Annotated in this window: 14 protein-coding genes and 1 tRNA gene; 8 read left to right on the top strand and 7 right to left on the bottom strand. The window is 75.0% G+C overall.

Annotated features, from left to right (window positions below):
* Positions 1–171: 171 nt before the first annotated feature.
* Entirely contained in the window at positions 172–582 is a 411-nt protein-coding gene (locus tag ACR80Q_RS07840; protein ID WP_435377033.1) for a DUF5709 domain-containing protein, read from the bottom strand.
* Between the two features lie 4 nt (positions 583–586).
* Positions 587–1,744, bottom strand: coding sequence for a PrsW family intramembrane metalloprotease (locus ACR80Q_RS07835; RefSeq protein ID WP_435377032.1), 1,158 nt, complete (start codon positions 1,742–1,744; stop codon positions 587–589).
* Between the two features lie 35 nt (positions 1,745–1,779).
* Between ACR80Q_RS07835 and ACR80Q_RS07830 the strand changes: the two genes are divergently transcribed.
* The 3 genes from ACR80Q_RS07830 to ACR80Q_RS07820 all read left to right on the top strand — a co-directional run bounded on the left by ACR80Q_RS07830 (position 1,780) and on the right by ACR80Q_RS07820 (position 2,854).
* Complete coding sequence (locus tag ACR80Q_RS07830) at positions 1,780–2,070, top strand: hypothetical protein (protein WP_435377031.1); 291 nt, start codon at positions 1,780–1,782, stop codon at positions 2,068–2,070.
* Positions 2,071–2,080: 10 nt separating this feature from the next.
* On the top strand, positions 2,081–2,737 hold the full coding sequence (gene orn, locus ACR80Q_RS07825; RefSeq protein WP_435377030.1) for an oligoribonuclease: 657 nt from the start codon (positions 2,081–2,083) through the stop codon (positions 2,735–2,737).
* A gap of 44 nt (positions 2,738–2,781) precedes the next feature.
* Positions 2,782–2,854, top strand: a tRNA-His gene (locus ACR80Q_RS07820).
* Positions 2,855–2,922: 68 nt separating this feature from the next.
* On the opposite strand, the gene ACR80Q_RS07815 is transcribed toward ACR80Q_RS07820, so the two are convergent.
* Both ACR80Q_RS07815 and add read right to left on the bottom strand, forming a co-directional pair.
* Positions 2,923–3,873, bottom strand: a complete 951-nt coding sequence (locus ACR80Q_RS07815; protein WP_435377029.1) for a DUF808 domain-containing protein — start codon at positions 3,871–3,873, stop codon at positions 2,923–2,925.
* A gap of 137 nt (positions 3,874–4,010) precedes the next feature.
* On the bottom strand, positions 4,011–5,036 hold the full coding sequence (gene add, locus ACR80Q_RS07810) for an adenosine deaminase (protein WP_435377028.1): 1,026 nt from the start codon (positions 5,034–5,036) through the stop codon (positions 4,011–4,013).
* 105 nt (positions 5,037–5,141) lie between these two features.
* On the opposite strand from add, the gene ACR80Q_RS07805 reads away from it, so the two are divergent.
* Together ACR80Q_RS07805 and ACR80Q_RS07800 are read left to right on the top strand one after the other, a co-directional pair.
* Positions 5,142–5,297 carry a hypothetical protein gene (locus ACR80Q_RS07805; protein WP_435377027.1) on the top strand — a complete coding sequence of 52 codons (156 nt, stop codon included), beginning with the start codon at positions 5,142–5,144 and terminating at the stop codon, positions 5,295–5,297.
* Between the two features lie 89 nt (positions 5,298–5,386).
* Positions 5,387–5,692 (top strand): TraR/DksA family transcriptional regulator, encoded by a 306-nt coding sequence (locus ACR80Q_RS07800; protein WP_435377026.1) that lies wholly within the window; start codon positions 5,387–5,389, stop codon positions 5,690–5,692.
* Between the two features lie 4 nt (positions 5,693–5,696).
* On the opposite strand, the gene ACR80Q_RS07795 is transcribed toward ACR80Q_RS07800, so the two are convergent.
* Together ACR80Q_RS07795 and ACR80Q_RS07790 are read right to left on the bottom strand one after the other, a co-directional pair.
* On the bottom strand, positions 5,697–6,737 hold the full coding sequence (locus ACR80Q_RS07795) for a hypothetical protein (protein ID WP_435377025.1): 1,041 nt from the start codon (positions 6,735–6,737) through the stop codon (positions 5,697–5,699).
* Positions 6,734–9,280 (bottom strand): winged helix-turn-helix domain-containing protein, encoded by a 2,547-nt coding sequence (locus ACR80Q_RS07790; protein WP_435377024.1) that lies wholly within the window; start codon positions 9,278–9,280, stop codon positions 6,734–6,736. Before ACR80Q_RS07790 ends, ACR80Q_RS07795 begins: the two co-directional genes overlap by 4 nt.
* A gap of 156 nt (positions 9,281–9,436) precedes the next feature.
* Here ACR80Q_RS07790 and ACR80Q_RS07785 point away from each other — a divergent pair, with 156 nt between their 5' ends.
* On the top strand, positions 9,437–10,738 hold the full coding sequence (locus tag ACR80Q_RS07785; RefSeq protein ID WP_435377023.1) for a cation:proton antiporter domain-containing protein: 1,302 nt from the start codon (positions 9,437–9,439) through the stop codon (positions 10,736–10,738).
* 32 nt (positions 10,739–10,770) lie between these two features.
* Positions 10,771–11,235, top strand: coding sequence for a MarR family winged helix-turn-helix transcriptional regulator (locus tag ACR80Q_RS07780; RefSeq protein WP_435377022.1), 465 nt, complete (start codon positions 10,771–10,773; stop codon positions 11,233–11,235).
* Positions 11,236–11,284: 49 nt separating this feature from the next.
* On the opposite strand, the gene ACR80Q_RS07775 is transcribed toward ACR80Q_RS07780, so the two are convergent.
* The gene (locus tag ACR80Q_RS07775; protein WP_435377021.1) at positions 11,285–12,328 is read right to left on the bottom strand and encodes an alcohol dehydrogenase catalytic domain-containing protein; all 1,044 of its coding nucleotides are present in this window, start codon (positions 12,326–12,328) and stop codon (positions 11,285–11,287) included.
* Between the two features lie 122 nt (positions 12,329–12,450).
* On the opposite strand from ACR80Q_RS07775, the gene ACR80Q_RS07770 reads away from it, so the two are divergent.
* Positions 12,451–13,071 (top strand): L-threonylcarbamoyladenylate synthase, encoded by a 621-nt coding sequence (locus ACR80Q_RS07770; RefSeq protein WP_435377020.1) that lies wholly within the window; start codon positions 12,451–12,453, stop codon positions 13,069–13,071.
* Positions 13,072–13,075 lie beyond the last annotated feature (4 nt).

Below are 13,075 nucleotides of genomic sequence, written 5' to 3'. Positions count from 1 at the left end.
ACCCCGGTGGCGCGGTCAGGGGTTGGACGGACGTGCCCTGCCGGCGGCTCCCGAGCCCAGGACACGATCCGGTCGCGGTCGGGCGGCGGTCCGGTCTCGACCGGGCCGAGCCCCCTCAGGTCCTGGGCGTGCCGGTCGCGGGTGCCGGGTGCGGGCGTGGCAGGCCCCGGGTCAGGTCTCCTCGTCGGGGACGACGTGCATGGCGGCCTCCTCGGCACCGGCCGCCCCCTCGTCGATGCCGACGTCCTGGGCGACGAGCTCCCTGTCCACGTCCGCGTGGGCGCCCTCGTCGGGTGCGACCAGCCGGCCGGCCCGGTCGTCGCCGACCTCACCGCCCACGTCCTCGCCCTCCTCGGTCACCTGGCCGTCGCGGTCGTGGCCCCAGTCGGGGACCTCGGCGGCGAGCCGGTCGTCCAGCTGCGCGCCCTCGGCCTCCTCCTCGGCGGTGGTGCCGTGCGCGAACACCGCCCCGGGCGAGTCGGGCGGGGACCAGCTGCGGCCGGCGACCTCGTCCTCGCCGTCCTCCCCGAGGGACTCCTCGAGGTCGGGGATCTCGTCGTCTGCACCAGGTCCGTCACTCATGGGCTCACGCTCGCAGCCCGGAGGGTCCCGGTCCACCCGAGACCGTCGACCCGATCGCGGGGCGCTCCCGGGCCAGGGCGCCCAGCAGGTCCGCCTCCCGGGCCGCGGCGTCCCAGGGCTGGGTGCCGGCCAGGATGCGCTGACGCAGGTGGGCCAGACGGACGGCGGTCACCTGGAACCGGTGCATGGGCCCCGCGGCGCCGGCGGCGCGAGCCCGGGACATGGCCGCCCGTCGGGCGGGGAGCGACACGAGCATCTGCGCCTCCGCCGGCGAGAACCACCCGTAGCGGGCGTAGAGCGCGACGTTCCCGCGGATCATCCTGGCCTCGCGGGAGCGGGCCACGACGGCGACCGCGACGAAGGCGGCGAACAGCGGCACCCACAGCACGACGAACGTCCCGACGAACCCCATGAACGACCCGACGGCCATCCCGTTCCAGAGCGCGTGCAGACCGATCGCGACGGCCAGCCCCCCGCCGGCCAGCAGCAGGCGCGACGCCCCCCGTCGCCGCGAGGCGAGCACCAGACCGACGCCCGTCGCCGCCGTGAACAACGGGTGGGCGAACGGCGACACCACCCCCCGCAGCAGGAACGTGGCCACCAGCCCCCCGGCGCCGCCGTCCAGCAGGGCCGTCCCCAGGTAGAGGATGTTCTCGGTGAACGCGAACCCGACGCCGATCACCCCGGCGTAGACGAAGCCGTCGACGATCCCGTCCAGGCCACGACGGCCGACGACCAGGATCGCGAGCAGCCCCAGCCCCTTGAGGACCTCCTCGACGACCGGCGCGACGACGACCGCGCCGACGAGCTCGGGGTCACCGCCGGCGGCCTGGACGACCAGGGTCGGCGGCAGGCTGAGCAGCAGCGCCCCCGCCGTCGCGACCGCCGCTCCCCAGCCGAACCCGAAGACGAGCAGGCCGCGCGGCTCGGGCTCGTATCGGTCCAGCCAGACGAAGACCGTCAGCAGCGGCACCACCGGGAGCAGGGCCGCGAGCAGACCGACCACGTAGGGCCGGGGACCGACGGTGAGCAGCAGGACGACGGTGGTCACCAGCCCGCAGCCGAGGATCAGCAGGACACCGAGGACGGTGAGGACGACCTGGCCGGTCCGGCTGCGGCCCGGGTGTCGGTCACCGGAGGGCAGCGGTTGCGGGTGCACCATGTCGGCAGGGTAGGAGGTCCCGGCGGGAGGTCACGGTGCACGGCGAGGCGGGCGGACGGGGACGACGGGCCCGCCGACGCGTCCGGGCCGCGAGCCCCCTCGCGCCCTGGGTCGCCTGGGTGCTGTTCACGCTGCTGATGACCGGCGGCGTGCTCCTGTGGGTCGGGGTGTCGTGGACCACGGTGACGTGGCTCCTGCTGGGGGGTGCGGTGGTGGGTGCGGTGCTGCTGGGCGCCGTGGCGCTGTCCCCGCCGGCACCGCTCCCCGGGGCGCCCGGGCCCCCCGAGCCCCCCTCGGCGACCGGTTCGGGCTCGTCGGCCCCGTAGGCTGCCCGTCGTGAGCAGCGCCGACAGCAAGGACCGGATCGTCTGGGTCGACTGCGAGATGACCGGGCTCAGCCTGAGCGACGACGCCCTGGTCGAGATCGCGGTCCTCGTCACCGACAGCGAGCTGAACGTCCTGGGCTCCGGGGTGGACGTCGTCATCAAGCCCCCGCCCGGCGCGGTCGAGCAGATGAAGGACGTCGTGCGCGAGATGCACACCAGCTCCGGCCTGCTCGAGCAGCTCGACGGCGGTACGACCATGGCCGACGCGCTGCAGCAGGTGATGGCCTACGTCAAGGAGTGGGTCCCCGACGTGCGCAAGGCCCCGCTGGCCGGCAGCACGGTGGGCACCGACCGCGCGTTCATCGCCCGCGACATGCCGGAGCTGGACGAGCACCTGCACTACCGCATCGTGGACGTCAGCAGCATCAAGGAGCTCGTCAAGCGCTGGTACCCGCGGGTGCACTTCAACTCCCCCACCAAGCACGGCGGCCACCGGGCCATGGCGGACATCCTCGAGAGCATCGCCGAGCTGCGGTTCTACCGGGAGGCGGTCTTCGTCCCCAAGCCGGGTCCCGACAGCGAGTCGACCAAGGCCATCGCCGCAGGTCACGAGCTTCCCGCAGGCAGCGTGCCCGCCTGGGCGCCCGGACTGACCGCGCACCTCTGACGGGCGGCTACACTTCACCACGCAGCCGGGTGCGCCCGGCCGTGGTGGGTGTAGCTCAGCTGGTAGAGCGCCGCGTTGTGGTCGCGGATGTCGCGGGTTCAAGTCCCGTCACTCACCCCGCACGAACGAGGCCCTGACCGCCGACCGGGAGCACGTCCCGGGTCGGGGTCCGGGCCTCGTCCTCGTCAGGGGTGCTCGGTCGTGCTCCGCCGGGGCCGCAGGTGCATCACCGCGACGACGACCGCCCCGACCGCGAGGCCGACCAGCGCCGAGGCGAGGGTCCCGGCCAGCCAGGACAGCGCCCCGCCGACCGCGGGGACGGCCTCGACCCACACCTCGACCTGGTGCACCAGGTCGTAGGGCGTGCTCCAGCCGAGCTCGTCCGACCCGACCAGCAGGATGTGCCCGCCGACCCAGAGCATGGCGACGATGCCGACGGTCGACAGGACGGACAGGACCTTCGGCATGGCCGTGACCAGCAGCCGGCCGGACGTGGCGACCGCGCCGTGGCGGGTCGTCGCCAGCCGCAGGCCGATGTCGTCCATCTTCACGATCAGGGCGACCACCCCGTACACGAGCACCGTGATCCCGACGGCCACCACCAGCAGGATCACCGCCCGGGACAGCAGCGGCTCGTCGGCCACCTCGTTGAGGGCGATGACCATGATCTCGGCCGACAGGATGAAGTCGGTGCGGATGGCCCCGCGGACCATGGTCCGCTCCTGCTCCTCCCCCTGCGCACCGGCGGGCAGCGCCTGCTCCTTCTTCGGCTCGGAGTGCCCGGTCAGGACCTCGTAGACCTTCTCCGCCCCTTCGAAGGCGAGGTACGTGCCGCCGACCATGAGGATGGGCGTCAGCAGCCACGGCAGGAGCTGACTGAGCACCAGGGCGGCCGGCAGGATGAAGAGCAGCTTGTTGCGCAACGAGCCGACCGCGATCTTCCGGACGATCGGCAGCTCGCGGTTCGGGGTGAAGCCGTGGACGTAGCGCGGGGTGACGGCGGCGTCGTCGATGACCACCCCTGCGGCCTTCGCGCTCGCCCGGCCGGCCGCGGCGCCGACGTCGTCGACGGAGGCCGCTGCGAGCTTGGCGAGCACGGCGATGTCGTCCAGCAGCGCCGCGAGACCGCCCGGCATCAGGGCCGCCCGGTCGGTGCGGGCGAGTCGTGAGGTGCTCGTGCTGCCCCGCGGGGCCCGCTGTCCACCAGAGGATGGTAGGGCCGCGGGGCGCGGTGACCAGGGACGAGATCGGGTCGACGTCCACGCCGGACGGCTCAGCCCGTGGCGGCCACCCGGTCCAGGTCGGCCAGGGTGCGGGCCACGACGGGTCCCGGTGCCGACCCGCCCGTGGCCGCGGTCCGCGCGCAGGCCAGCAGCTCGGCCCGGGTCAGGCCCAGCTCCCGCAGCGCCACCAGGTACTCCTGCCGCAGGGTGGTGCCGAACATCGGGGGGTCGTCGCTGTTGACCGTGACCGCCACACCCGCACGCAGCATCTGCGGCAGCGGGTGCTCGGCGTAGGAGGCGACCACCCGGGTCCGCAGGTTCGAGGTGGGGCAGACCTCGACGACGACGCCGCGCTCGGCGACCTCGGCCATCAGGGCCTCGTCCTGGGCGATGGCGATGCCGTGACCGATCCGCTCGGCCCCCAGGTCGTCCAGCGCCGCGCGGACCGACCCCGGACCGGTGACCTCTCCGGCGTGCGGCAGCGAGCGGAGGCCGTGCTCGCGGGCCCGGGCGAACGCGCGGGCGAAGGGGCTGCGGGGGACCTCCGGGCCTCCCAGCCCGAACCCCACCACCGACGGCGGCGGCGCGCCGCCCCCCAGCCGGAGCACGAGGTCGAGGGTCTCCTCGGCGGCGTCGGGACCCAGGTGCCCGGGCAGGTCGGTGACCCAGCGCACGACGGGCCCGCCGGACGCCTCCGCGGCCAGCCGGGCCACCTCCAGCCCCGCGAAGACGTCCTCGACGGCCAGGCCCCGTCCGGTGTGGATGACCGGGGTCCAGGTGATCTCCGCGTAGCGCACCTCCTGCCGCGCCAGCCGGTCGAGGACCGCACCGGTGAGCAGCTCGAAGTCCTCCGGCTCGCGCAGCGTCTGCACCACGCGCAGGTAGGTCGCGACGAAGTGGTCGAAGTCGGTGAACGCGTACAGCTCCTGGACCCCGGCCGGGGTGGTCGGCATCGACTCGACGGGGCGCCGGCGCAGCAGCTCGAGCAGGGTCTCCGGCGGTAGCGACCCCTCGAGGTGGACGTGCAGCTCGTGCTTGGCGAGGGAGTCGACGAACTCCTCGTCGGTGCTGGTCATGACGTCGACGCTAGCCGTCGAGGAACGGTATCGAGCCTGCGACGACCCGCGGTCCCCACGCACCACGCTGTTATGGTCGAAGGCATGTGGCATCGAGGAGCGGTCGTGGAACCGGCAGTCGCCGGTCGCGTCCACCTGCCCTCGCACGTGCCCTCCGGGGCCGCGCTGCTCGCGATCGTGCTGAGCGAGGAAGCCCGCGGCACCCGCGGTCTGGACGTGCTGCGTCGCAGCATCGACCGCGCCCCACCCGTCCGGTCCTGATCTGACGACCACGGCCAGCCGCCCACTCGGGCTGCTGGTCATCCCTGCTCGCCCGGTAGCCGAGGCGGGCCGTCATCGAAGGACCGACCATGACCACGACCCCGCTGACCCACGCGACCCCCGACGCCGACCTGCTGCGGCACCTCACCGACCTGGAGGAGGCGCGCAGCCAGCAGCTCGCAGCCCTCCCCGACACCGACCTCGACCCGGTCCTGTCCGCCCGCCGGGCCAGCACCGAGCGCATCCTGCGGGACGTACGGACCGCGCTCGTGCGGCTGACGGAAGGCCGGTACGGCATCTGCACCGGCTGCGACCGCCCCATCTCCGCCGAACGGCTCGAGCTCCGGTGCTGGACCACCAGCTGCGTGGAGTGCGCCGAGCACGAGGTGCGCTGACCGGTCAGGCAGGGGCGAGCAGCGCCCGACGTCGTCGTGAGCGGCCGAGCAGGACCAGCGCGGCCAGGGCCAGCAGGCCGAGGACGGCAGCCACGACGACGCCGGTGAACACGCTCGACAGCACCGCGTCGAACGCGGCGGCGACGCCGGTGGCGAGGCCGTCGTCGGCGACCGAGCCGACGACGGCCGAGCGGACCGGCTCGACGGCGAGCCGGACCAGCAGCAGCCCCACCGCGACCCCCACGACGACGCTCAGCAGCGTGCGCAGCCGGTGCCGCGACAGGCCCACGGCCAGCAGGACCAGCAGCAGCGCGACGACGGGGGCCAGCCGCACCGACAGCCGCAGCGCCTGGTAGCCGGCCTGAGCGGCGGCCAGGTCCTCGGACTCGAAGAGCACCACCAGCCCGGACTGCTCCGGCAGCTCCACCCCTAACCTCTCCTCCAGCTCCGCGACCGTGGACACCGTCCCGGCCTGCACCGCCGGGCGTCCCAGCAGACCCGCCAGGACACCGTCACGGTCGGCGATCGCCCCCATCACGGGCGCCAGGTCGAGGGCGATCACGCCGGCCTCGCTGGACAGGAGCTCTCTGTCCTGCCCGGACAGGACCGCCACCGTGGCCTGGTGCCCGCGCCGGAGCGTCTCGTCCCACACCGCCCGGAGCTCGTCGGTCTGCAGGGCTCGTGCGCCCTCGCGGGCCATCGTGGACTCGACCGCCCCAGCCAGGGTGGGCGCGAAGGCGGACAGCTCGGGCGGCAGCCGGTCGGCCACGCGCCGCTCCAGGTCCACCGCCGAGACGAACCGGTCGGCCGCCGTGTCGGCCACGGCCTGGGACACGGCCGGCTCCTCGATCACGGAGCCGACGCGCGCCACGAACAGGTCGCTGTCGGTCAGGGTGCGGAACGTCCACACCGCCAGCAGGGCCAGCACGGTGGCGAGGGCGGCCGCCACGGTGAGGACCGCCGCGGCCACGCCGCGGGCCCGCCCGGGCGGAGGCGCGGCGTCACCCTCCGGGGTGACGACCTCGACCGTCCGCTGCCCGGTCACGAGGCGCGCCCCCCGGCCGGGGGCTCGGAGGTGCGGGGCAGCAGGTGCAGCTCCCAGGCCCGACGGACGGCCTCGTTGCGACGCTGGGCCGCCAGCTTGCGCAGGATGCCGCGGACGTGGGTCCGCACCGTGTTGACCGACACGAACATCTCGGCCGCGATCTCCTCGGTGGTCAGCAGCTCGGCGAGGTGACCGAGGACCTCCCGCTCCTTGGCCGTCAGCGGGTCGACGACCAGGACGCCGTCGGCCAGACCGCTGCCGCCCTGCCGCATCCGAGGCACCCGGACCGACGGGGCAGGGTCCAGGTTCAGCCAGGCGTGGCCTCGCAGGACCTCGGGCTCCAACAGCTCCGGCAGCATCGGGCCCACCTCGACAAAGGGCAGGCGGAGCCTCTCCGGGGCCGCCAGGCGCAGGGCGTGCTCCGCCCGCTGGCGGGCCTGGACCGGGTGGTCCGCGCGCAGCCGGGCGGCGTCCTGCAGCAGGCCGGAGACCCGGACGTCGAGCCGGTCGGGCAGCTCCACGGGCGCCTCGGCCAGGTCGGCCGGCAGCGGGTCCACCAGCCACGCGACCCGGCCGGGAGCCCCCCGCAACGCCCGGAGCTCGTCGTCGGCCACCGCCAGGTCACCGCGGGCCCGGAGCAGACGGGTCCGCACCAGACCCAGCACCCCGACCACCACCGGGTCGCCGCGGTCGTCCAGCGCCACCCCGGCCAGCTCCAGCGCGTCCTCGGCCGCCGGGACCTCCGCCCGCTGCGACCGCACCCAGGCGAGCGCGGCGGCGGCGTGACGGTGCACGTACGTGGCCGACCACCCGGCCGCCTCGCCCGCGCGCGCCGAACGCCCGGCGAGGTCCTCGGCGTTGCGGAGCCGACCGGTCAGGGCCTCCACGAGGGCGGCCGTGGCCGTCGCCCACGCGAGCAGGCCGTGGGACTGCGCCGCCTGGGCCAGCCCCAGCCCCTCCTGCGACGCCTGACGCGCGCAGCGCAGGGACCCTCGTCGCAGCAGCACGCGTGCGCGGCAGGTCAGCAGGGCGGACCGCAACGGGTCGTGCTCCGGCGTGGCCGGGGTCGGGATCGCGGCCAGGGCGGCGTCGACCGAGGCGAGGGCGACGTCGGGCTCACGGCGACGCTCGTCGAGGAACGCCCGGACCGCGGCGACGGCGACCGCGTCCCGGGGCGAGGACGCACCCGTGCCGGCCGCGACGTCGGCCTCGTCCAGCTGCCGGGCGCACCGGTCGTCGTCGCCGAGGAGCAGGGCCGTCGCCGCGCCCACCACGACACCGGCGACGTCGCCCGCCTCCTGCGCCCGGCCGGCGTACGCGGTCGCGAGCCGCGCCCCCTCGGGTCCGACGAGCAGCTGCACGAGCCCCTGCACGCCCAACCGTCCGGTGGCGCGTTCGGGCACCCCCGCCAGGCAGGCGTGCCGGGCGCTGTCGAGCAGGCGGCCGTCGGCCGCCAGCCGTGCCGCCGCCAGGGCGTGCAGCTCGGCGGCCAGACCCGGGTGCTCCAGCGCCAGCCTGGCCCGCAGGAACTCCCGGAACAGCGGTTGCAGCTGGTACCGGCCCGGCCGGTCCGGCACGGTCCTGCCGAGGACGTTGCCCTGCGACAGGTCCTCGATCAGGCGCCGGCCGTCCGGCGCACCGGTGAGCGTCTCCACCAGTCCCGGGTCCAGCCGCTCGACCACGCTGCACCGCAGCAGCACCTCCCGCAGCCGCGGCCCGTGGGTGTCCAGCACCTCGCTCGCCAGGTACTCGGCCACGTCACCCACCGCGCCGGTGAGGTCGTGGCCGGTCTGCCCGCCCGTCGCCCGGCCCTCCAGGGCCATCGCGGCGAACCTGAGCCCGACGGGCCACCCCGCGGTCCGCTCGTGGAGCTCTTCCAGCTGCGGCGGCGGCAGGTGCACGCCGGCACCGTGCAGCAGCCGCGCCGTCTCCGACCGGGTGAAGGCGAGGGCGTCCGCGCGGATCTCGGTGAGCTCCCCCGCCAGCCGGAACAGGTGCAGCTGCAGGGCCGGGTCCGCGCGGCTCAGGACCACCAGCCGGAGCGCGTGCTCGCACCGTCGCGCGAGGTCGGCCAGGTCTCGGCCCACCGTCGACGCACCCAGCCCGTCCACCCGGTCCAGCACCAGGACGACCGGCTCCCGCGCGGACAGCAGCTGCGCCTCGACGTCGGCGGCGAGGTCGCGAGGCCCGCGGTCACCACGGGGGCCCGGCCCCGACGGCAGGCCGTGCCGGCGCAGGCCCTCCGACAGGGTCGACCAGAACCGCCGGGGCTGCTCGTCCCCCGGTTGCAGGGTGTACCAGCAGGTCCGCTCCCTGGCGGCGCTCCCGGCGGCCCACGACGCGAGCAGGGCGGTCTTGCCGCTGCCGGCCGGCGCCGTCACCACCGTCAACGCCCCGGCGACACCGCCTTCCACCAGGTCGACGAGCCGACCGCGCGCGACCGCCCTCGGGTGCGGGACCGGGACGACGAAGCGGCAGGGCGTGGGTCCGTCAGGGTCCTGGGTGCCGGCGACCCGGTCCGCGGTGCTTCGCGTGCTGCGCACGTGACCTCCCTGGGGACGTGCCGTCCCGTTCGTCACCCACGGTCGCCCGCGGGACCGGCGCAACCGCTGGTGCACGACGGTCTCCCGTCCCGACGATCCCTGGCCTCACCCGCGAGGGGTGATTCACCCTTCCTGACGTCGAGAGACTCTGACGCCATGGAGCTGGCCGCCGTCGTCCTGTCGGTGCTGCTGCTGGTGTTCGCGGCCACCGCGGGCCTGCTGGGCCGGGCCTACGTGTCGGCGCCGATGGCGTTCGTCGTCGCCGGGGCGCTGCTGTCGCAGCTGGTGACGCCCATCGACGTCGAGGCCTTCGTCGGCCCGCTCACGGTCCTGGCCGAGGTGACCCTGGCCCTGCTGCTGTTCCACGACGCGGCCCACATCCGCCCGCGGCAGGTGGGGGCCGAGAGCGGTCCTGCGCTCCGGCTGCTGCTGGTCGGCCTCCCGCTCACCGTCGGGCTCGGCTACCTGGCGGCGCGCCTGCTCCTGCCCGACCTCCCGGTCGCCATGGCGCTGCTCCTGGCGGCCGCCCTGGCCTGCACGGATGCCGGTCTCGGGGCGGCGACCGTGCTCAACCCCGTGGTGCCGGTGCACGTCAGGCGGTTGCTGAACCTGGAGAGCGGCCTCAACGACGGGCTCGCCACCCCGGTCGTGCTCTTCGCGATCGCCGTCCTGGCCGGGGCCGAGGGGCTCGGACCGGCCGCGACGCTGACGGACGCCGTCGTCGACCTGGTTCTGGGCTGCGTCGTCGGCGTCGCGGTCGGCCTGGTGGGGGGCCGGCTGCTGCAGTGGTCCGCGGACACCGGGGCCGGGACCGCTGCGGCCCGCCCGATGGGGGCGCTTGCGCTGCCGGTGCTGGCGTTCTTCACGGCCGACCTGCTGGGGGGCAACACGTTCGTCGCCGCGTTCGTCGCGGGCACGGCCTTCGCCGGCGTCACCTCGTGGTCCACCCCGGCCGCGACGCCGCTGTCGCTCGTGCAGTCGCTGTCGGACCCGCTGGGCTTCGCGGTGTGGCTGACGTTCGGCCTGGTCGCCACCCCGGTGGTCCTGGCCGAGGTGGGCCCGCGCGAGGTCACCTTCGCGGTGCTGGCGCTCACGGTCCTGCGGATGGGGCCCGTGGCCCTGTGCCTGCTGGGCACGGGTCTCCGGGCCCCGACGGTGGCCTTCGTCGGGTGGTTCGGCCCACGGGGCCTGGCCTCGGTGGTCTTCGCCCTGCTGGCCGTGGAGGCGCTGGAGGCGGACACGGCCCTGCGCCAGGCGGTGGCCACCGTGGCCGTCACGGTACTGCTGAGCGTGCTCGCCCACGGGCTGAGCGCCGACCTGCTGGCCGCCCGGTACGGCGCCTGGGTGCAGCGGGTCCGCCCTGACGCCGAGAGCCGCTCCGCCGTGGAGCCGATGCCCCGACGCTCGCTGCTGCACCGGCAGTCCGCGGGCCGCGCGTCGCGACCCCGCCCCGGGTGAGCCCCCACGCCCACGGCGATAGCGTTCCGGGGATGACGTCGCCCGCATCGCCCGACCCCGGACTCCGACCGGTCGAACGGGTCGAGGCCGAGGTCGGCGTCCTGCTCCGACGCGCCCGCCGCTTCTCGGCGCAGATCGCCCGGGACGTGCACCCGGACGTCGAGCCCGGCGCGTACGGCATCCTCGTCCGGCTGGCGAGCACCGGTGGTGAACGGCTCACCGACGTCGCCGCCGCGTTCGGGGTCGGCAAGCCGACGGTCTCCCGCCAGGTCGCGGTCCTCGAGCGGCTGCGCCTGCTGGACCGCTCCCCCGACCCGCTGGACGCCCGCGCCCAGGTGCTGCGGCTGACCCCCGAGGGGGCAGAGCGCCTGGACCGGGCGCGCACGGCCCGGCGGGGGCGGTTCCGCGAGCTGCTCCGGCAGTGGCCCGAGGACGACGTCACCGCCCTGGCCGACCTGCTCCACCGGTTCAACGACCTGGACGACCCCGAGGGGTGACGCGTCCCGCGGCGGCCTCGTCCGGCCACCGCGGGCCCGGCCGGGGTCCTCAGGAGCGGGTGAGCACCACCTTGAGCGCGCCCGTGTCGGCCGCGCGGCTGAAGACGTCGTAGGCCTCCTCGAACTGGCTCATCGCGAAGCGGTGCGTGATGAACCGGCGCGCGTCCAGCTGCCGGGTCGCCACCAGCTGCAGGAGCGTCGGCGTGGCGTAGGTGTCGACCAGACCGGTGGTGATCGTCAGGTTCTTGATCCAGATGTCCTCCAGGTGCAGCGTCGCCGGCACCCCGTGGACCCCGAGGTTGGCGACGACACCACCCGGGCGCACCAGGGCGACCGCGGACTCGAAGGTCTCGGGCAGGCCGACGGCCTCCATCGTCACGTCTGCCCCGAGCCCCCCGGTCAGGGCGCGGACGACCTCGAGGGAGTCCTCGCTGCCGGGGTCCACCGTGACGTCGGCGCCGAACACCGTGGCCGCCTCGCGGCGGCTGGCGGCCGGGTCGACCGCCACGACGTGGGCGGGGCTGTACAGGCGGGCACCCATGATCGCGGCGAGCCCGACCGGGCCCGCCCCCACGACGACGACCACGTCGCCGGGCCTCACGCGGCCGTTGAGCACGCCGACCTCGTACCCGGTGGGGAGGATGTCGGCCAGCATCAGCACCTCCTCGTCGGAGACGCCCTCGGGCACGGGGTGGGTGGAGGTGTCGGCGAACGGCACACGGACCAGCTCGGCCTGGGTGCCGTCGATCTTGTGGCCGAGGATCCAGCCCCCGCCGCCCAGGCACTGCCCGTAGGCGGCCTCGCGGCAGTACCGGCACGCGCCGCACGCGCTGATGCAGGAGATCAGGACGCGGTCGCCCACCGTGACGTTCTTGACCCCCGGACCCACCTGCTCGACGGTGCCGACGGCCTCGTGACCGAGGATGCGGCCGTCGGTGACGGCGGGCACGTCGCCCTTGAGGATGTGCAGGTCCGTCCCGCAGATGGTGACGGCGTCGACGCGGACGACCGCGTCGGTGTCGGCCTGCAGGACGGGGTCCGGGACCTCGTCCCAGGACTTCTTGCCAGGGCCGTGGAAGACGATCGCACGCATGACGCTCTCCGCTCTCCGCTGTGTCGAGGACCTCCGCGGGACCTCTCGAGGACACCTCGAACCTATGCCTGGACGTGCACCCGGGAACGGGACCTAGGTCCGCCCTCGGCCTACGCTGGGGCATGGCCAGGTACGTCGACGTCCACCCGCAGGACCCGCAGCCGCGCAGCGTCGCGCAGGTCGCCGCGATGCTCCGCGACGACGCGCTGATCGCCTACCCCACCGACTCCAGCTACGCGCTGGGCTGCCACCTCGACAGCCGCACCGGTCCGGACCGGATCCGGCGGATCCGGGCGCTGGACGACAAGCACCACTTCACCCTCGTCTGCGCCGACTTCGCCCAGCTCGGGCAGCTCGTGCAGCTGGACAACTCCGCCTTCCGCGCGGTCAAGGCGGTGACGCCCGGCCCGTACACGTTCATCCTGCCGGCGACCAAGGAGGTCCCCCGCCGCCTGGCGCACCCGCGCAAGAAGACCGTCGGGGTCCGGATCCCCGACCACCCGTTCGTGTCCGCGCTGCTGCGCGAGCTGGGCGAGCCGCTGCTGTCCAGCACCCTGCTGCTGCCCGACAGCGACGAGGTGATGACGGACGGCTGGGCGATCAAGGAACGTCTGGACCACGTCGTCGACGCCGTGGTGGACGCCGGCGACTGCGGGACCGAGCCCACGACCGTGGTCGACCTCTCCTCCGGTGCGCCCGAGGTCGTGCGGGTCGGCGCCGGGGACCCGTCGCGGTTCGAGTAGGCCG

This window comes from Aquipuribacter aurantiacus (genome assembly GCF_051216895.1).
Classification (GTDB): domain Bacteria; phylum Actinomycetota; class Actinomycetes; order Actinomycetales; family JBBAYJ01; genus Aquipuribacter.
Note: the sequence above shows the minus strand (reverse complement) of the source record. Positions and strands in the feature narration are given on the sequence as shown.

Excerpts from the sequence above, each read along its gene's own strand:
- ACR80Q_RS07840 (WP_435377033.1), bottom strand. The coding sequence starts at position 582 with ATGAGTGACGGACCTGGTGCAGACGACGAGATCCCCGACCTCGAGGAG.
- ACR80Q_RS07775 (WP_435377021.1), bottom strand. The coding sequence starts at position 12,328 with ATGCGTGCGATCGTCTTCCACGGCCCTGGCAAGAAGTCCTGGGACGAG.
- ACR80Q_RS07785 (WP_435377023.1), top strand. The coding sequence starts at position 9,437 with ATGGAGCTGGCCGCCGTCGTCCTGTCGGTGCTGCTGCTGGTGTTCGCG.
- add (WP_435377028.1), bottom strand. The coding sequence starts at position 5,036 with ATGACCAGCACCGACGAGGAGTTCGTCGACTCCCTCGCCAAGCACGAG.
- ACR80Q_RS07770 (WP_435377020.1), top strand. The coding sequence starts at position 12,451 with ATGGCCAGGTACGTCGACGTCCACCCGCAGGACCCGCAGCCGCGCAGC.
- ACR80Q_RS07780 (WP_435377022.1), top strand. The coding sequence starts at position 10,771 with ATGACGTCGCCCGCATCGCCCGACCCCGGACTCCGACCGGTCGAACGG.
- ACR80Q_RS07835 (WP_435377032.1), bottom strand. The coding sequence starts at position 1,744 with ATGGTGCACCCGCAACCGCTGCCCTCCGGTGACCGACACCCGGGCCGC.
- ACR80Q_RS07815 (WP_435377029.1), bottom strand. The coding sequence starts at position 3,873 with ATGCCGGGCGGTCTCGCGGCGCTGCTGGACGACATCGCCGTGCTCGCC.
- ACR80Q_RS07800 (WP_435377026.1), top strand. The coding sequence starts at position 5,387 with ATGACCACGACCCCGCTGACCCACGCGACCCCCGACGCCGACCTGCTG.